Below are 15,537 nucleotides of genomic sequence, written 5' to 3'. Positions count from 1 at the left end.
GGCGGCGGAAACTAGCGGCGAGACCGGCCGCTGTCATCCGCCGTACTGAACCTTCGCCTTGGCCGACCGTTGAGACGGATCGACGCGGAGCTATCGCCATGACCCATTCCCGTACCCGTCCGAGCCGCAGCGAGGCCGAGGCCGCGGTGCGCACCCTCATCGAGTGGGCGGGCGACGACCCCGACCGCGAGGGCCTGCTGGACACGCCCGGCCGCGTGGTCCGCGCCTATGAGGAGCTGTTCGCGGGCTATGGCAGCGACCCGCGCGAGTACCTCGAACGGACCTTCGAGGAGGTCGCCGGATATGACGAGCTGGTGGTGCTGCGCGACATCCGGGTGGTGAGCTTCTGCGAGCACCACATGCTGCCGTTCCTGGGCAAGGCGCATGTCGGCTACCTGCCGTCGAACCGCGTGGTGGGGATCTCCAAGCTGGCCCGTGTGGTGCAGGGCTTTTCGCGGCGGCTGCAGATCCAGGAGAAGCTGACCTCCGAGATCGCCGGCGCGATCCACGACATCCTGCAGCCCAAGGGCGTCGGCGTGGTCATCGTCTCCGAGCACAGCTGCATGACCATGCGCGGGGTGAACACGCCCGGCTCGCGCCTGACGACCAGCAGCCTGACCGGCGAGATCCGCGACGATTCCCGCACCCGCCAGGAATTCCTGGAGTTCGTCAGGAACGGCTGAACCCGCGCCGCGGCGCGTAGGGCGGAGGCGGCGGCGATCCGCCCTCCAGCGCCGGCGCCAGCAGCGCGATCACGGTCTCCACCAGCCGGTCGACACCTTGCGGCAGCCGCGCCTGCGCCAGCGTCCAGTACCGCCAGGTGGTGGCGTCCAGGTAGTAGGCGTAGATCGCCAGGTCGAAGAGCGCCTCGTCGGGCCAGGTCGAGCCGAACCGCTTGAGCTGCGCCACCACCCGATCGGCCATCTGCTCGGCGTGGAGCGGCTCGACCTCGGCCAGCCGTGGAAAGTGCTCGAAGGCCGCGCTCATGGAGAGGCCGTAGCCGACGGCGTTCTCACGTTCCTTGATCTGCCGGATCCACTTGCGGAAGAACGCACGCCAGTCGGCCTCGCCGTCGTCCCGCGCCTCCCCGGCCTCGCCGCGGATCTCGGCGAGCCGCGCCTCGTAGAGCGCCAGGACGATGGCTTCCTTGTTCGGGAAGTACTGGTAGATCGAGCCCACCGAAACGCCGGATTCGGCGGCGATGGCCGGAGTGGTCAGGGCGGCCGGCCCGTCGCGGTTGAGGATCGCCTGGGTGGCGTCCAGCACCCGCTGGATCTTGGCCTTGGCCCGCGCCTGGGTCGGCAGCTTGCGAGGGGTGAGGATCGCGCTCATCACCCCTCTCCTAGCATGGAGTCGTCGCCCTTCACCGCTTGCCGGCGCGGACCTGTGCGCTCAGGGCGTCGAACATCGCGAATGTCTCGAGCGCCATCGGATCGTCCCAGGCGGCGGTCCAGGCGCTGGTCTTGACCACCACCAGGTCGAGCTCAGGATTGACCATCAGGAACTGCCCGTAGATGCCTTCGCCCGTGAAGGCGCGGTCCGGCCCCGGGATCAGCCACCATTGGTAGCCGTAACCCAGCGGCCCGTCGCCGAGCTTGCCGTACTGCACCTGCGCGCGCTGAGGCTGGGTGGCGAGCGCGATCCAGCCCTTGGGCAGGACCTGGCGGCCATCCACCATGCCGTCGTGGGCGGCGAGATAGCCGAAGCGGGCATAGTCGCGCAGCCGGATCAGCAGACCGCCAGCGGCGACTTCGCGCCCCGCATCGCCGGGCTGGTCGAGGATCCAGCGCGCCTCGGACTCCGCGCCCATCGGCTTCCAGAGCTTCTCGGCCATGTAGTCGGCCGGCCGCGCCCCCGTGGCCTTGGCCAGCAAGGCGCCGAGGATCTCGGTGTCGGCGCTCGCGTAGTTGAACCTGGCGCCCGGTGCGTGCGCCGACTTGAACTGGCGGGAGAAGTCGTAGAGGCCGCCCTGATTGGCGTCGAACCGGCCGAGGAAGCCGGCGATGCCCGACTTTGGGCTGGTGTACTCCTCGTCGAACTCCGTGCCCGACGACATTTCGAGCACGTCCTTGATGGTCGTCTTTTCGTATGCCCCGCCTTTGAGCTCCGGCAGATAGTCGATCATGCGGTCGTCGAGGCTGCGGATCTTGCCTTCGGCCAGGGCGATGCCGATCAGGGTCGAAACGAAGGACTTGCCGACCGAGAACGACACGAACCGGCTGTCGGGCGCAGCGCCCATGTAATAGCGCTCGTGCAGGATCTGGTCGCCATGCAGGATCAGCAGTCCGCTGCTGCGGGTGTCGGCCGCGAAGTCCTCAAGGTTCTTGGTCTTGCCGTTGTAGCTGTAGGTGAAGCCGAGGGGCCCCGCAGGCTCCTTCAGCGGCAGCGCCACAGCGGCCGGAGCGATCCGCCGCGAGGGGAACAGTTCTTCCATGTTGTGGAACGCCCCTGGCGCATTATCCGGAGCGCCCCAGGTTCCGCGCACGCCCACCTGTTCCTGCGCGCTGGCGCCTCCCGCCAAGACAAGCGCCAACACACCCGCCGCAACCAACTTCGACATCGCCTTCCCCTTGTTCCCAGAGCCCTGCTGGCCCCTTGATTGATACAAATGTGAACTAACATTCATATCTTTGGCAAGAGGCTGTTGGCCCTAGAGCGTCCGAGGGTCAGAGAAGTCCGCGCGTCTCCAGGGCGGGCCGGACGTCTGCGGGGTCGGTGAAGTGATGGACGTCGAAGCCGAAGTCGCGGGCCGCTGCGATGTTGGCGGCCGAGTCGTCGAAGAACAGGACGTCGGCCGGCTTCAGGCCGAAGCGTTCGCAGGCCAGGGCGTAGAACGCCGGGTCCGGCTTGATCAGCCCAACATCGGCCGAGACCAGATAGTCCGAAAGGCGCGCGAAGGCCGGACTCATGGCGATCGTGCCGGGGAAGGTCTCATGGGACATGTTGGTCACGCCGAACTGCGGCACCCCGGCCTCGTGCAGCGCCTCGATGGCGGCCTCGGTTTCGGGAATCGGGCCGGAGAACATGTCCCACCACCGGGTCTCCCAGGCGTGGATCTCGTCGGCGTACTCGGGAAAGCGCTCCAGCAGCGGTGCGCGGTTGTCCGCAAAGGTCACGCCGAGGTCGTGGGCGACGTGCCAGACCATGTTGCAGACATGAGAAAGGAACCGGTCGCATTCGGCCGGTTCCTTGAAAATCTCTTGGTAAAGCGTGCGCGGATTCCAGCGCACGATCACATTACCGATGTCCCAGAGGACGGCCTTGGGAGCCATCCTCGTCGCCTCAGCCTTGTTTGGCTTTGAAGCGGGGGTCGGTCTTGTTGATGACGTAGACCACGCCCTTGCGACGCACGAGCTTGCAGTCGCGGTGGCGAGTCTTGAGCGACTTAAGCGAGCTTCTGACCTTCATGGACCTATCTCAAGGTTCCGGACGGGGTCCGGCGGGGTTTCTACAGAGCGGGCGCGTATACGGGTCGGGGCTGGAAGAGTCAACGCCGCAGCCGTGCTGAAGTGGTTACGCCCCCCTCGCGGCCTTGTGATTGAGGGTCGGCCGGGGCACGGCTAGGCTGCTCCTTATGGACCGTCGCCTGTTTCTTGTCTTGCTCCTCGCCGGCTGCGCCGGCCCCGCCCCTCCCCCGCCCGTGAGCGGCCCTGCGCCAGCTCCAACGCCCACGCCGCCGCCACAAGTCCCCGCGCCGCCCCCGACGACGGGCGACGCGGGCTATGACGCCTGGCGTGCGGAGTTCCGCGGCCGGGCCGTGGCCGCGGGCCTGTCCGGCGAGCTTATCGACCGCGAACTCGCGGGGCTGACGCCCAATCCGCGGGTCATCAGCCTGGACTCCGCCCAGCCGGAGTTCTCCAAGCCGATCGGCGACTATGTAAAAGGCGTGATCAGCGCCGACCGCATCGCCCGCGGCCAGCGCTACCGCGCCGACCTGCCGTTCTGGCCCGGTATCGAGCAGCGCTTCGGCGTGCCCCGCGACATCCTGATCGCGGTCTGGGCCATGGAAAGCGCTTTCGGCGCCGTGCAGGGCGACTTCGACGTGGTCCGCTCGATGGCCAGCCTCGCCTATCACGGCCGCCGCAGAGCTTGGGCGGAAGGCGAGTTGATCGCCACCCTCAAGATCATTTCGTCGGGCGAGGTCGGCCGCGCCCAGTTGAAGGGCTCGTGGGCCGGGGCGATGGGCCAGACCCAGTTCCTGCCATCGAACTACATCTCGACCGCCGTGGACGGCGACGGCGACGGCAAACGCGACATCTGGGGCTCGCCGAACGACGCCCTGGCCTCAGCCGCCAACCTGCTGGCCAAGGGCGGGTGGGTGAGCGGCCAGTCCTGGGCGCGCGAAGTGACCCTGCCGGCCGGCTTCGACTACAGCCTGACGGAAGGCCCCAAGGAGCCGCCGCCGTATTGGGAGGGCCTGGGGGTCAAGGCCGCCGACGGACGCCCCTGGACGCCCGCAGAGCAGGCCCCCGCCATGCTGGTCGCCCCGGCCGGCGCGGGCGGGCCGATCTTCCTGCTGTTCCCGAACCACTTCGCGATCCGCAAGTACAACAACTCCACCGCCTACGCGCTCGGCATCGGGCTGCTGGCCGACGCCTTCGCGGGCGGCGCGCCGCTGGTAAGGCCCTGGCCCGTGGAGACGCCGCTGGCGATCGGCGACCGCATCGGCGCGCAAACCGCCCTGGCCAAGTTGGGCTTCAGCCCCGGCGCCCCGGACGGCGTGGTCGGGGTCAACACGCGCACCGCGTTGCGGGCGTGGCAAAAGTCGCGCGGCCTGATCGCCGACGGCTATCTGTCGATGGACATGGTGCGGCGCCTGAACGTCGAGGCTGGCGCGCTGCCGAACTGAGGGGCGGCCTAGACGCCGCCCTCGTCGCTCTTTTCCAACGTCGCCATGGCCGCGTCGGCGCGGGTCGCCGGCTGCGGGTGGGCGTTGCGCAGCTGCGGATTGCGGAAGGCGTAGATCAACATCAGCACCATCAGCACGCCGCAGAGCACGAACGGCGCCGGGGCGATCCGCTCGTAGAGCCAGACGAAGAACGGGGCGAGCACCACGTTGACGCCATTCACCGCGGCGATCGCGCCGGCGACGCGGGCCTGCTCGTGCATGCCGACCGCCAGCGAGGAGCCGGCCGTGAAGCCCGGCCGCGCCAGGCCAAAACCTAGGCTCGAGATCGCATAGCCGGCCACCACAGCGCCGTAGGTCGGCTGAAACGCGACGATGACGTTGCCGAGTGCGGCGACGGCCACGCCCCAGCGCAGCAGCTGGCGCGGGGTCATCTCGAACATCCGGATGATGCCCCACTGGGCGAGCAGTCCGGCCATGGCGCCGAACATCATGGCGATGGCGATGAAGCCCTGCGCCTGGAGCGGCGACAGCTGGAGCTTGTCGATGATCAGGAAGCCGAGGGTCTGGCCCTGGGCGGTCTGGCAGACCGCGACGATGAACCCGTAGATCAGGAACGGCGTGACGCGCGGATCGCGCCACATCGGCTTTTCCTTGGTCGCGTCGCCGCCGGTGGCGTCCTTGGCGATCTCGGCCTTCACCGGCGCGACCGGCATATGCTTGCTTTCCGGCAGGAACTTCCAGACCACGAAGAGCATGGCGCCCGCCAGCACGGCGAAGCCGAGCATCGGCCCCGACAGCCCGACGAAAGGCAGTACGAACAGCGGCGCGATGAACGGCCCGATGACGGTGCCCAGGCCGAACGCGCCAGCCAGGCTGGACATCGACTGGGTGCGCTTTTCCGGGGGCGTGTGCTCGGCCACATAGGCCTGGGTCGCCGGGTTGGATGCGGCCCCGAACAGGCCGAACAGCGCCCGGGCGAACAGGAAGAGCACGAAGATCACCATCGGCGCGGCGAGCTTGTGCAGCCCGGCCATCACCACCAGGGCGCAGGCGATCATCGAGAACATGAAGCCCGAGAGTCCGATCAGCATCAAGGGCTTACGCCCATGGCGATCGGAGGCCCGCGCCCACCAGGGCGACGAGAAGGCCCAGAGCAGCGCCGAGAGGGAGAAGATCGCGGCCACCATCGGATCGGGAATGCCGATCGATCGTCCGATCGCCGGGAGCACCGAGATCATCCCGGTATTTCCCATGGCGGTCACCAGCGACACGCCGAAGATGATGGCGAACGTCTTCTTGGGCAGGCCTTCCTGCTCTTCGGCGGACTTGGGCATGAAAGGGCTGTTAAGCCGCGCCGACAGGATGCGCAAACCTCAAAGCGCACAAGGGCCGCGCACACCGGGCATTAAGCATTAACAGCCATGCTCCGCCGTGAATTCCGCGGGGACGGCCACTTCCAATGTTTCAGATTATCGGCATCGTGCTGCTCTTCGCGCTGGTGTTCGGGAGCTACATCATCTCGGGCGGCAACATGGGCGTGATCATGCACGCCCTGCCCCATGAAATGATGGCGATCGGGGGCGCGGGCGTCGCGGCTTTCCTGATTTCCAACTCCGTTCCTGTCATCAAGGCGTCGCTGGGCGGCTTCGGCAAGGTGTTCGCCGGCCCCAAGTGGAAGGCCTCGGACTATCGCGACCTGCTGTCGCTGCTGTTCCTGCTGACCAAGACCATGAAGTCCAAGGGCGTCATCGCCCTGGAGAGCCACATCGAAAATCCGAAGGAGAGCACGATCTTCTCGCGCTTCCCGAAGATCATGAAGGACCACTTCGCCATCGACTTCATCTGCGACACCCTGCGGATGATGACCATGAACCTCGAAGACCCGCACCAGGTCGAGGACGCCATGGAAAAGCAGCTGGAGAAGCACCACCACGAGGCGCTGGCCCCGGCCGGCGCCCTGCAGAACCTCGCCGACGCCCTGCCCGCCCTGGGCATCGTCGCGGCCGTTCTCGGGGTCATCAAGACCATGGGCTCGATCACCGAGCCGCCGGAAGTCCTGGGCGGCATGATCGGCGGCGCGCTGGTCGGCACCTTCCTCGGCGTGTTCCTGGCCTATGGCCTGGTCGGCCCCTTCGCGGCCCGGCTGAAGGAAATCATCGAGGAGGAAGGCTCCTTCTACAAGATCATCCAGTCGGTGCTGGTCGCCCACCTGCACGGCAACGCCGCGCAGATCTCGGTCGAAATCGGCCGTGGCAGCGTCCCGTCGGGCGCGCAGCCGAGCTTCCTGGAACTGGAAGAAGCGCTCTCGGCGATCCCGGCCGAGGCGTAACGCTCGTCCTCGCCTTCGCGGGGACGACCGGGCTCTAACCGATCAAAGCGGCCGAAGCCGGTTTACGTGGCCCATCTTGCGGCCCGGCTTGGCGTCGCGCTTGCCGTAGAGGTGCACGCGGGTCTCCGGCTCGCCGGCCAGCTTGGCCCAGGCGTCGGCCTCCTTACCCAGCAGGTTCAGCATCTCGACCCTGGCGTGGGCGTGGGTCGGGCCCAGAGGCCATCCAGCCACGGCGCGGATGTGCTGCTCGAACTGGTCGACCTCGCAGCCGTCCATGGTCCAGTGCCCGGTGTTGTGCACACGCGGGGCGATCTCGTTGACCAGCAGCTTGCCGTCCTTCAGCTCGAACAGCTCGATGCCGATGACCCCGACATAGTCGAGGGCGGTCAGCACCTGCGCGGCGATGCGCTCGGCCTGCCCTGCGGTGTCCTGGCCGACCTCGGCCGGCGCGAACGAGCGGCGCAGCACGCCCTTCTCGTGATGGTTCTCGGCCATCGGATAGACGGCGATCTCGCCGTCGCGGCCGCGGGCGGCGATCACCGAGAGCTCACGCACGAAATCGGCGGGCGCCTCCAGGATCACCGGCTTGGCGCCGACGGTGTTGAACGCCGCGGGCGCGTCGGCGGCATGCTCGACCCACATCTGGCCCTTGCCGTCATAGCCTTCGCGCCGGGTCTTCATCAGCGCGGGCGCGCCCAGCGTCGCCACCGCCTCACGGGCGGCCTCGGCGTCGTCGGCGGCCACGAAGGCGACGGTCGGCGCGCCGGCGCCGTTGAGGAAGGTCTTCTCTTCCACGCGGTCCTGGGCGACCGCCAGGGCGCGGGCGCCGGGTGCGACGAGCACGCCCTGGGCGGTCAGTTGCTCGACCGCCGCGGCGGGCACGTTCTCGAACTCGAAGGTGACGACGTCTGCGACCTTGGCCAACTCGGCCAAGGCGACGGGGTCGTCATAGGCGCCGACGATGGTGTGGGCGGCGACGCGGCTGGCCGGGCCGTTCGGCTCCGGATCCAGAATGGCGACGTCGAAGCCCAGCCGGCCGGCGGCCAGCGCCAGCATGCGGCCAAGCTGACCCCCGCCGAGAATCCCGATCGTCGAGCCGGGGGGCAGAGGAGAGGCGGTCATGTGTTTTCTCAGTCTTCGACGGTTTCGGCGACGGCCGCGCTGTTGCGGGCGCGCAGTTCGGCCAGCCGTTGGGCCAGGGCCTCATCCGACAGCGCCAGGATCTGGGCGGCAAGAAGGCCGGCGTTCTTCGCGCCAGGCTCGCCGATGGCCAGGGTGGCGACCGGGATGCCGCCGGGCATCTGCACGATCGACAGCAGCGAATCCATGCCCTTGAGCGCCTTCGATTCCACCGGCACGCCCAGCACCGGCAGTTCGGTCAGCGAGGCGGTCATGCCGGGCAGGTGCGCGGCCCCGCCGGCCCCGGCGATGATCACCTTGAAGCCGGCCGCCTTGGCGCCCTTGGCGAACGCGTACATCCGGTCGGGCGTGCGGTGGGCGGAGACCACCTTGGCCTCGTAAGCCACGCCCAAGGCGTCGAGACTGTCGGCGGCGGCCTTCATGGTCGGCCAGTCCGACCGGCTGCCCATGATGATGGCGACCTGCGCCTTGCCTACGCTCATTCCGACGTGCCCCTTATCTCGGAAAGGCGCGGAGTATAGGCGCCGCCCTTGCGCCCGCAACCAAGGACGTTCAGGATTCTCAACGCTTAAGGTTCCCTGCCGATTCTGTGGTGGGCGAGAGGCTCTATGAAGATCACCGGCGCGCGCACCGAACCCTTCTCGGCGATCCGCAAGCGAGCGCTGCTTCACGCCAGCGCGCAGTCCAGCGCCGCGGCGGCAGGCCCGACCGACCAGACCGCGTTCCTGGGCTTGGGCGAGACCGACATGACGCCGCCCGTGCGCGGCGCCCTGACCACCCTGCTGACCGAGATCGACGACCTGCGCGGCGAGGTGTCGCGGCTCAAGGCCAAGCTTCGCGAGGTCGAGGGCCTCGCCGACCGCGACCCGCTGACGCCGCTGTTGAACCGCCGCGCCTTCGTCCGGGAGCTGGCCCGCATCCGCACCTTCGCCCAGCGCTACGGCTCGCCCGCCAGCCTGGTCTACTTCGACCTCGACGGCTTCAAGGCGGTGAACGACCGATACGGCCACGCGGCGGGCGACGCCTGCCTCTGCGCGGTCGCCGAGCGGCTGGCGGCCAATGTCCGCGACAGCGACATCGTCGGCCGCATGGGCGGCGACGAGTTCGCGGTGATCCTGGCCCAGGCCGACCGCCAGACCGCCGAGGCCAAGGCCCTGTCGCTGGCCGAGGCGATCGAGGCGACGCCGATCCGGTTCGGCGAATGGACCGCCCCGCTGCACATCTCGTTCGGCGTGCGGGAGATCTCGACCGAGCTCGACGCCGAGGCCCTGGTCGCCGAAGCCGACGCGGCGATGTTCATCCGCAAGCGCGAGGCCCGCGGCGCCGTTCCGCGCTAAGGGCTGATATTCCCTTCGGTGACGCGCGCGTCAGGTTGCTAGATAGCGGCCAGCGAAAGCTACCAAAGGGGAAACACCATGATCGGCTACACCACTGTCGGCGCGAACGACTTCGAAAAGTCCAAGGCGTTCTTCGACACCGTCCTGGCGCCGCTGGGCGTCGCGCGGTCCTTCGGCATGGACCGCATCCAGTTCTATGGCGCGCCGGGCGCCGGAGCCCTGGCCGTCTGCAAGCCGTATGACGGCGAGCAGGCAACGATCGGCAACGGCATGATGGTCGCCCTGGCCTGCCCGTCGCACGAGGTTGTCGACCAGGTCCACGCCGCGGCTCTGGCCGCCGGCGGCACGTGCGACGGCCAGCCGGGCAAGCGCTTGCCGACCTTCTACGGCGCCTACTTCCGCGACTTGGACGGCAACAAGTTCTGCGCCTTCAAGATGGGGTGACGAGGGCCGGTTCTCGCTAGGCGATGATGTCGGGCGTCTGTTCATCCTTCAGACGCTCGATTTCGTCCTTCAGGGCCAGCTTCTTCCGCTTCAGGCGGGCGATGACCATCATGTCGGGCACCAGCGCCTGGGCGATCGCATCGACCGCCACGCCAAGATCGGCGTGCTCTTGCGAGAGCGCGTGCAGGCGTTCGGCCAGCTTCGCCTCCGGATCGTTTCTGTCGTCGTCGTTCATACGCTCACCCGCCCCACGGGCCACCCATATGCCATGGCGGCGGTTAACGGCCTAGCTAAGGGCGCTCGCCAGACGAGCCAGCGCATCGTCAGGCGCCGCATCGCCCCAGGCGCGCGACGCCGCCTGCAGCGCGGCCAGCGCCGGCCGACCGCCGCGGCGATGCTCGCTCAGCGCCTCGAAGGCCTCCATCAGCACCCGCTCGGCGCGCAGTTCGGCAGCCTTGATGTCCTCGCGCAGGCCTTCGCGCGCGCCGTCGTCGACCTTGTCGAACGGCGACTTGAGGGTGCGCCGGATCTCCCGGATCGGCTGCAGCACCTGGGCGTCCCAGACCTTCCCCGACCGCGCTGCGGCCTGCAGCGCCGCCTCGTCCGCCCCTTCGGCCCAAACGGCCCAGAGCAGGAACGAGGTGTTCTGGCCATGCTCGTCCTGCAGCAGCAGGCAAGTCTCCGCCACGCCGGGCCGCGCATAGGCCTCCAGCGTCCATCCCCACAACGACATGCTCTTAGGCCTCCCCCGTCAGCGGGCCGAGGTCTTCGCCCCAGCGCTTCACCGGCTTCCACGACAAACCAAACAGATCCAACGCCCGCCCGACCGACTGATCGACCATCTCTTCGAGGCTGGCCGGCTTTGCATAGAAGGCGGGCAGCGGCGGGGCGATCACAGCGCCCATCTCGGCGAGCCGGACCATGGTGCGCAGGTGGCCCAGGTGCAGCGGCGTCTCGCGCACCATCAGCACCAGCGGCCGTCGCTCCTTGAGCGTCACGTCCGCGGCGCGGGTCAGCAGCGACGACGTCACGCCCGTGGCGATCTCGCTCATCGTGCGCACCGAGCAGGGCGCGATGATCATGCCGAGCGTCTGGAACGACCCGGACGAGATCGAGGCCCCGACATCCCCGACTTTGTGCACGACGTCGGCGCGGGCGTTGACGTCAGCCAGACTGAGCGAGGTTTCCTGGGCCAGCGTAAGGGCCGCGGCCTTGGAGAAGATCAGGTGGCTTTCCACGCCCAGTTCGCGGCAGGCGTCGAGCGCACGCAGGCCGTAGGCCACGCCGCTGGCGCCGGAAACGCCGACTACGAGGCGCGTGGGTATGCTCATGCCCTTGTCACTCCAACGTCGCTTTCAAGGCTTGGGCGACGTCCAGCCCACTGCAAACATATGTGATCTGACAGGCCAGACCAGCGGGTGTTCACTCTCTGAGACAGTTGTTCGACAAGGAGATGACACGTCATGGCCGTCGAAGCCCGCATCCGTGAACTTGGTTCCCGCCACCAGAATTTGGAGCGGATGATCGAGGAGGAGGCGAACAGGCCGGCCGCAGACGCCACCAAGTTGAAGGAAATGAAGCTCAAGAAGCTCAAGCTCAAGGAGGAGATCGAGGCTCTGGGCGCGCAAGCGCACTAAGCCGCGGCTTCCTTCTTCGTCCGCGCGGGGCGGGGCCGGACGCCAGTCGACCCTGATCGACCGTCTCCACGGGTCCCCGGAGGCGATCGGCAGGGTCGCCTGCGCGTATGCGCCGCTCTACTGCCGACAGATAGAACAAGGGGCGGAAACCCGCCCCCGTTCGATCCTCAGTCCTCTTCGCCGTCCTCGTCGTCGAAGTGCGGCGGCTCAGCCTCATAGGGCTGATCGTCCTGCTCGATGGGGCTGGCCGCGCCCGTCTCGGACGCCGGCTCCAGGGTCGGGCCGTCGACGATGCCGCGGCGGGCGTCGTCCTTGGCCTTCTTCTCGGCCGCCTTCTTCACGACGGCATCGAGTTCCATCTGCGTCGCCAGGCCCAGAGTCACCGGGTCCACGGGCTTGATGTTGGTCGAGTTCCAGTGGCTCCGGTTGCGGACCTGGTCGATTGTCGCCTTGGTGGTGCCCAGCAGACGGGCGACCTGGCTGTCGGCGACTTCCGGGTGGTTGCGGATGAACCAGGCGATGGCGTCCGGACGATCCTGGCGGCGCGACACCGGAGTGTAGCGCGGGGCCTTCTTCACCGGCTTCAGCAGTTCGGCGTGACGGCTCTTCTGAGCCTTCATTCGATACTTGTCGTTGCCCTGGGCCTTATCCAGTTCCTCGCGCGAGAGCTGGCCGTTGGCGATCGGGTCGGCGCCGCGGATGTCGCGCGCCACTTCGCCGTCGGCGATGCCCTTCACTTCCAGCGGATGGAGGCCGCAAAAGTCGGCGATCTGATCGAAGGTCAGCGAGGTATTGTCGACCAGCCACACGGCGGTCGCCTTCGGCATCAGAATCTCGGTCATGACGGTCTTTCCAAAATGACGGCGCCCGGCCTTTCGGCCGGGCGGTGCAATCAAGCAGAGGCACATATAGGCCCGTTCTGCGCCCAAGAAAACGACAATCCTCAAGCACCTGGCGGGCTGACGCGCGCGCCGCACAAGCAAATGATCGCAGCCGGGATGTTCCCTGAAGACATTTGCGGCAGCCATGCCAAAGTCTCTTCAACAACGACCCTTCAGGGAGGGCTCCAGGATGAGAGGCGCGGTCCTGCTGATCGCCGCTGCAGCTTTGCTGTCGGCCTGCACGACAACGACACCCGAGCGAACGGCCGCCGTCGCCGGCCCGCGGACAGACTATAGTCGCCTGTCCTGTCGGGAGATCGCCGCCGAACTCGCCCTCACCGAACGGGCCTTCATGTCGACGACCAGACGCCAGCGGTCGGCCCGCGAGGGCGAGACCGCGCAGGCCTATCTCTTTCCGGCCTCGCTCGGCGCGGCGCCGCCTGTCGCCTCGGCCAAGCTGGAAGCGCGCTTGAACGACCTGCGCCGTGCTTCCAGGGCCAAGCGCTGCTCAAGCGCCTGGCGGACCTACGACACGGCCACCGCATAGTCACGGAACAGCGATTGCCGATCTTCGGGAAGCCCCCTAGCAATGGGCGTATGACAGCCATTTCACTACCTGCGATTGGCACGCCCCAGACCATCGTCGGCGGACGCTCGGCCCACGACGGCTATCAGCGCGGCTGGGGCTTGATGCACGCCGGCGTCGCAGACCTCGTCGCCCGGCACCCGCTCTATCAGGCCGGCGTCGAGGCCTCAGCCCACTGGTCGGTGATGGTCGAGGCCAAGCGGATGAACCTGTTCCTGATCCTAACCTCGTTCTACGACCGGCTGGACGGCAAGGACGTCATCGAGTTCGGCTCCTATCGCGGCGGCAATGCATTGTTCATGGCCCGCGTCCTCTGGGACGTCGCGCCAGGCGCCAAGGTCTATGCCTGCGACACCTATGAGGGCATGCCTGCGACCGACGCCGGTCGCGACCTGCATGGGCCGGGAGATTTCGGGGACAGCTCCTACGACGCCCTGGTCGAGCGCCGCGACGCGCTGGGCCTGACCAATCTCGTCGTGGTCAAGGGCCTCTTCCAGGACACCTTCCCGGCCATCAAGCGCGATCGCCCCAGCTTCGGGCTCGCGCACATCGACTGCGACATCTATTCGGGCGTGAAGTACGCGCAGGATGCTGTCTGGCCGCTGATGTCGCGTGGCGGCTACGTCGTCTACGACGACGCCGACACGCCGTCCTGCATCGGCGCCACCGAGGCGGTCGAACAGTTGGTCATGAAACGCCGTCTGCATTCGGAACAGGTCTGGCCGCACTGGGTGTTCCGCGCTGGCCTCTAGGCGAGCCGACCGCTAGCCTCTGAAAAAAGAGGACGGGTGGATGACCAGGTACGGGCAAGCGGCTCTCGAAGCGCTGAACTTCATCGAGGCGCAGCGCGCGCCCGGCGCTGCGGTGTGGCGCAGCCACGACCACCCGAAGGCGCGCCCCGCCCACACGCTCTATCACGGCGCCGGCGGGGTCATCCTGCTGCTGCTGGAACTGCACGCCCATTCCGCAGATCCCTCGCTGATGGAGAAGGCGATCGCCGCCGGCGACGAGATCCTGGCGCTGCTGCCGACGCTCGTGGACCTCTCGGTCAACTCGTCGACCGGTTGGGGCGGCTATGTCTTCGTACTGGGAGAGCTTGCCAAGGCGACCGGCGCGAAACGTTTCCGCGAGGGCGCGGCCGCTTGCCTGGCCAAGATCGCCGACAGCGCCGTGAAACTGGGCGGCGGGGTCGGCTGGATCGAGCCGATGCCCTTTTCCGACATCACCGGCTTCACTGGCGATCGGGAAATCTACGATCAGTCCGTCGGCGCGGCGGGCGTGATCCTGACGCTGCTCTATGCGCATCAGGAAGGACTCGACGCCGGCGCGCTGCCGCTGGCGATCGCGGCGGGAGAGCGCCTGCTCGAGGTGGCCGAGCCGACTGCCGACGGTCTGCGCTGGCGCATGATGGCCGACATGCCGTTCCAGTTCACGGCGCCCAACTTCGCGCATGGCGGCGCGGGCGTCGGTTACGCCCTGCTGCAATTGCACCGCGCCACCGGCGAGCCGCGATACCTGGAGGCGGCCAAGGACGCGGCGCGCTACGCGATGAGCCGCAGCCATCCGGTCGGGGACAAGGGCGGGCGGCTGGTCTGCCATAACGAAGACACCCGCAAGCCGATCTTCTATCTCGGCGCCTGCCATGGTCCAGCCGGCACCGGCCGCCTGCTGCTCGAGTTGCACGCTGTCACCGGCGACGCGCTCTGGCGCGAGGGCCTGGACCAGCTGGTCGCCGGTATCGAAGGCGCGGGCGCGCCGGAAGCGAGGTCGGCCGGCTTCTGGAACAATCACGGTCAGTGCTGCGGCGACGCCGGCGTCGGCGAGTTCGCGCTGCTGCTGGCCCGACGAACCGGCGAGGCCGGCTATCTCGACCTGGCCAAACGCTGCGCGGAAGTGATCCTCGACGCCAGCGAAGCCCAAGACGGCCAGCGTCTCTGGCGGCAGGCCGAACACCGCGACCGGCCCGATTTCCTTCAGGCGCAGACGGGCTACATGCAGGGTGCGGCTGGCATCGCCAGTTTCCTGCAGCACCTGGATGGAGCCCTCGCGGGCCGGCCGGTCAAGCTCGCCATGCCCGATTGGCCAAGCATGGAGCCGGCCGCGTCCTAGGCGCTCAAGACGTCCGTCGGAGCGAGCGCCCGCCAATCACTTCGGCGGCGCTTGCGGCGTGACGGCGCCCTCAGGACCGACGCAGGCATAAAGAAAGCCCCCGAGCTGACGCCAGGGGGCTTGATGTTTGGGTGCGGGGACAGGATTTGAACCTGTGACCTTCAGGTTATGAGCCTGACGAGCTACCGGGCTGCTCCACCCCGCGTCAGGGTGTTGATTGTGTAT

20 protein-coding genes and 1 tRNA gene are annotated in these 15,537 nt (G+C 67.9%); 9 read left to right on the top strand and 12 right to left on the bottom strand.

What is annotated here, in order from left to right; genetic code table 11:
• Window positions 1-98: 98 nt before the first annotated feature.
• Window positions 99-683, top strand: coding sequence for a GTP cyclohydrolase I FolE (folE, locus tag ASC79_RS14805; RefSeq protein WP_056022994.1), 585 nt, complete (start codon window positions 99-101; stop codon window positions 681-683).
• On the opposite strand, the gene ASC79_RS14800 is transcribed toward folE, so the two are convergent.
• The 4 genes from ASC79_RS14800 to ykgO form a co-directional block, all read right to left on the bottom strand.
• On the bottom strand, window positions 670-1,332 hold the full coding sequence (locus ASC79_RS14800; RefSeq protein WP_056022997.1) for a TetR/AcrR family transcriptional regulator: 663 nt from the start codon (window positions 1,330-1,332) through the stop codon (window positions 670-672). The two genes, folE and ASC79_RS14800, sit on opposite strands and share 14 nt — an antisense overlap.
• 31 nt (window positions 1,333-1,363) lie before the next feature.
• The gene (locus tag ASC79_RS14795; protein WP_056106291.1) at window positions 1,364-2,560 is read right to left on the bottom strand and encodes a serine hydrolase; all 1,197 of its coding nucleotides are present in this window, start codon (window positions 2,558-2,560) and stop codon (window positions 1,364-1,366) included.
• A 106-nt stretch (window positions 2,561-2,666) separates the two neighbouring features.
• On the bottom strand, window positions 2,667-3,272 hold the full coding sequence (locus ASC79_RS14790) for an HAD family phosphatase (protein WP_056023003.1): 606 nt from the start codon (window positions 3,270-3,272) through the stop codon (window positions 2,667-2,669).
• A 10-nt stretch (window positions 3,273-3,282) separates the two neighbouring features.
• A complete protein-coding gene (gene ykgO, locus ASC79_RS14785) occupies window positions 3,283-3,408 on the bottom strand; it encodes a type B 50S ribosomal protein L36 (RefSeq protein ID WP_056023006.1) in 126 nt (41 codons plus the stop codon).
• A 166-nt stretch (window positions 3,409-3,574) separates the two neighbouring features.
• Here ykgO and ASC79_RS14780 point away from each other — a divergent pair, with 166 nt between their 5' ends.
• Complete coding sequence (locus tag ASC79_RS14780; RefSeq protein WP_056023009.1) at window positions 3,575-4,849, top strand: lytic murein transglycosylase; 1,275 nt, start codon at window positions 3,575-3,577, stop codon at window positions 4,847-4,849.
• 8 nt (window positions 4,850-4,857) lie between these two features.
• Here the strand turns inward: ASC79_RS14780 and ASC79_RS14775 are convergent, their stop codons facing one another.
• Window positions 4,858-6,183, bottom strand: a complete 1,326-nt coding sequence (locus ASC79_RS14775) for an MFS transporter (protein WP_056023700.1) — start codon at window positions 6,181-6,183, stop codon at window positions 4,858-4,860.
• 125 nt (window positions 6,184-6,308) lie between these two features.
• On the opposite strand from ASC79_RS14775, the gene motA reads away from it, so the two are divergent.
• Entirely contained in the window at window positions 6,309-7,178 is an 870-nt protein-coding gene (gene motA, locus ASC79_RS14770) for a flagellar motor stator protein MotA (RefSeq protein ID WP_056023012.1), read from the top strand.
• Window positions 7,179-7,220: 42 nt separating this feature from the next.
• Here motA and ASC79_RS14765 read toward each other — a convergent pair whose 3' ends face one another.
• Window positions 7,221-8,300 (bottom strand): 5-(carboxyamino)imidazole ribonucleotide synthase, encoded by a 1,080-nt coding sequence (locus tag ASC79_RS14765; protein WP_056023015.1) that lies wholly within the window; start codon window positions 8,298-8,300, stop codon window positions 7,221-7,223.
• An 8-nt stretch (window positions 8,301-8,308) separates the two neighbouring features.
• Complete coding sequence (gene purE, locus ASC79_RS14760) at window positions 8,309-8,800, bottom strand: 5-(carboxyamino)imidazole ribonucleotide mutase (protein ID WP_056023018.1); 492 nt, start codon at window positions 8,798-8,800, stop codon at window positions 8,309-8,311.
• Between the two features lie 126 nt (window positions 8,801-8,926).
• On the opposite strand from purE, the gene ASC79_RS14755 reads away from it, so the two are divergent.
• On the top strand, window positions 8,927-9,655 hold the full coding sequence (locus ASC79_RS14755; protein ID WP_056023021.1) for a GGDEF domain-containing protein: 729 nt from the start codon (window positions 8,927-8,929) through the stop codon (window positions 9,653-9,655).
• Between the two features lie 78 nt (window positions 9,656-9,733).
• Window positions 9,734-10,099, top strand: a complete 366-nt coding sequence (locus ASC79_RS14750; protein ID WP_056023024.1) for a VOC family protein — start codon at window positions 9,734-9,736, stop codon at window positions 10,097-10,099.
• Window positions 10,100-10,115: 16 nt separating this feature from the next.
• Here the strand turns inward: ASC79_RS14750 and ASC79_RS14745 are convergent, their stop codons facing one another.
• From ASC79_RS14745 to ASC79_RS14735, 3 genes are read right to left on the bottom strand one after another with little or no spacing between them, the layout of a single operon-like run.
• Entirely contained in the window at window positions 10,116-10,334 is a 219-nt protein-coding gene (locus ASC79_RS14745; RefSeq protein ID WP_056023027.1) for a YdcH family protein, read from the bottom strand.
• A 51-nt stretch (window positions 10,335-10,385) separates the two neighbouring features.
• On the bottom strand, window positions 10,386-10,832 hold the full coding sequence (locus ASC79_RS14740) for a TIGR02444 family protein (RefSeq protein ID WP_056023030.1): 447 nt from the start codon (window positions 10,830-10,832) through the stop codon (window positions 10,386-10,388).
• Window positions 10,833-10,836: 4 nt separating this feature from the next.
• Window positions 10,837-11,430: a UbiX family flavin prenyltransferase gene (locus ASC79_RS14735; RefSeq protein WP_056023033.1), complete on the bottom strand. Its 594-nt coding sequence runs from the start codon at window positions 11,428-11,430 to the stop codon at window positions 10,837-10,839.
• Window positions 11,431-11,562: 132 nt separating this feature from the next.
• On the opposite strand from ASC79_RS14735, the gene ASC79_RS14730 reads away from it, so the two are divergent.
• Window positions 11,563-11,736: a DUF465 domain-containing protein gene (locus tag ASC79_RS14730; RefSeq protein ID WP_056023036.1), complete on the top strand. Its 174-nt coding sequence runs from the start codon at window positions 11,563-11,565 to the stop codon at window positions 11,734-11,736.
• A 167-nt stretch (window positions 11,737-11,903) separates the two neighbouring features.
• Here ASC79_RS14730 and ASC79_RS14725 read toward each other — a convergent pair whose 3' ends face one another.
• Window positions 11,904-12,578: a DUF1013 domain-containing protein gene (locus tag ASC79_RS14725; RefSeq protein WP_056023039.1), complete on the bottom strand. Its 675-nt coding sequence runs from the start codon at window positions 12,576-12,578 to the stop codon at window positions 11,904-11,906.
• Window positions 12,579-12,807: 229 nt separating this feature from the next.
• On the opposite strand from ASC79_RS14725, the gene ASC79_RS14720 reads away from it, so the two are divergent.
• From ASC79_RS14720 to ASC79_RS14710, 3 genes are read left to right on the top strand one after another with little or no spacing between them, the layout of a single operon-like run.
• On the top strand, window positions 12,808-13,164 hold the full coding sequence (locus tag ASC79_RS14720; RefSeq protein WP_056023042.1) for a hypothetical protein: 357 nt from the start codon (window positions 12,808-12,810) through the stop codon (window positions 13,162-13,164).
• A gap of 50 nt (window positions 13,165-13,214) precedes the next feature.
• Window positions 13,215-13,955, top strand: coding sequence for a TylF/MycF/NovP-related O-methyltransferase (locus ASC79_RS14715; RefSeq protein ID WP_056023045.1), 741 nt, complete (start codon window positions 13,215-13,217; stop codon window positions 13,953-13,955).
• Between the two features lie 40 nt (window positions 13,956-13,995).
• Window positions 13,996-15,312 (top strand): lanthionine synthetase LanC family protein, encoded by a 1,317-nt coding sequence (locus tag ASC79_RS14710; RefSeq protein WP_056023049.1) that lies wholly within the window; start codon window positions 13,996-13,998, stop codon window positions 15,310-15,312.
• 128 nt (window positions 15,313-15,440) lie between these two features.
• Here ASC79_RS14710 and ASC79_RS14705 read toward each other — a convergent pair.
• A tRNA-Met gene (locus ASC79_RS14705) sits at window positions 15,441-15,517 on the bottom strand.
• Window positions 15,518-15,537: the final 20 nt, after the last annotated feature.

It is taken from the genome of Phenylobacterium sp. Root1290 (assembly GCF_001425305.1).
Lineage (GTDB): Bacteria > Pseudomonadota > Alphaproteobacteria > Caulobacterales > Caulobacteraceae > Phenylobacterium.
This window is presented reverse-complemented; position numbering and strand designations above follow the sequence as displayed.

What these genes read in the sequence shown, in the direction of transcription:
- ASC79_RS14780 (WP_056023009.1), top strand. Translation starts at nt 3,575, where the DNA reads ATGGACCGTCGCCTGTTTCTTGTCTTGCTCCTCGCCGGCTGCGCCGGC.
- ASC79_RS14775 (WP_056023700.1), bottom strand. Translation starts at nt 6,183, where the DNA reads ATGCCCAAGTCCGCCGAAGAGCAGGAAGGCCTGCCCAAGAAGACGTTC.
- ASC79_RS14795 (WP_056106291.1), bottom strand. Translation starts at nt 2,560, where the DNA reads ATGTCGAAGTTGGTTGCGGCGGGTGTGTTGGCGCTTGTCTTGGCGGGA.
- ASC79_RS14725 (WP_056023039.1), bottom strand. Translation starts at nt 12,578, where the DNA reads ATGACCGAGATTCTGATGCCGAAGGCGACCGCCGTGTGGCTGGTCGAC.
- ASC79_RS14800 (WP_056022997.1), bottom strand. Translation starts at nt 1,332, where the DNA reads ATGAGCGCGATCCTCACCCCTCGCAAGCTGCCGACCCAGGCGCGGGCC.
- ASC79_RS14715 (WP_056023045.1), top strand. Translation starts at nt 13,215, where the DNA reads ATGACAGCCATTTCACTACCTGCGATTGGCACGCCCCAGACCATCGTC.
- ykgO (WP_056023006.1), bottom strand. Translation starts at nt 3,408, where the DNA reads ATGAAGGTCAGAAGCTCGCTTAAGTCGCTCAAGACTCGCCACCGCGAC.
- ASC79_RS14740 (WP_056023030.1), bottom strand. Translation starts at nt 10,832, where the DNA reads ATGTCGTTGTGGGGATGGACGCTGGAGGCCTATGCGCGGCCCGGCGTG.
- motA (WP_056023012.1), top strand. Translation starts at nt 6,309, where the DNA reads ATGTTTCAGATTATCGGCATCGTGCTGCTCTTCGCGCTGGTGTTCGGG.
- ASC79_RS14735 (WP_056023033.1), bottom strand. Translation starts at nt 11,430, where the DNA reads ATGAGCATACCCACGCGCCTCGTAGTCGGCGTTTCCGGCGCCAGCGGC.
- ASC79_RS14790 (WP_056023003.1), bottom strand. Translation starts at nt 3,272, where the DNA reads ATGGCTCCCAAGGCCGTCCTCTGGGACATCGGTAATGTGATCGTGCGC.
- ASC79_RS14755 (WP_056023021.1), top strand. Translation starts at nt 8,927, where the DNA reads ATGAAGATCACCGGCGCGCGCACCGAACCCTTCTCGGCGATCCGCAAG.
- purE (WP_056023018.1), bottom strand. Translation starts at nt 8,800, where the DNA reads ATGAGCGTAGGCAAGGCGCAGGTCGCCATCATCATGGGCAGCCGGTCG.
- ASC79_RS14710 (WP_056023049.1), top strand. Translation starts at nt 13,996, where the DNA reads ATGACCAGGTACGGGCAAGCGGCTCTCGAAGCGCTGAACTTCATCGAG.
- ASC79_RS14765 (WP_056023015.1), bottom strand. Translation starts at nt 8,300, where the DNA reads ATGACCGCCTCTCCTCTGCCCCCCGGCTCGACGATCGGGATTCTCGGC.
- folE (WP_056022994.1), top strand. Translation starts at nt 99, where the DNA reads ATGACCCATTCCCGTACCCGTCCGAGCCGCAGCGAGGCCGAGGCCGCG.
- ASC79_RS14720 (WP_056023042.1), top strand. Translation starts at nt 12,808, where the DNA reads ATGAGAGGCGCGGTCCTGCTGATCGCCGCTGCAGCTTTGCTGTCGGCC.
- ASC79_RS14750 (WP_056023024.1), top strand. Translation starts at nt 9,734, where the DNA reads ATGATCGGCTACACCACTGTCGGCGCGAACGACTTCGAAAAGTCCAAG.
- ASC79_RS14745 (WP_056023027.1), bottom strand. Translation starts at nt 10,334, where the DNA reads ATGAACGACGACGACAGAAACGATCCGGAGGCGAAGCTGGCCGAACGC.
- ASC79_RS14730 (WP_056023036.1), top strand. Translation starts at nt 11,563, where the DNA reads ATGGCCGTCGAAGCCCGCATCCGTGAACTTGGTTCCCGCCACCAGAAT.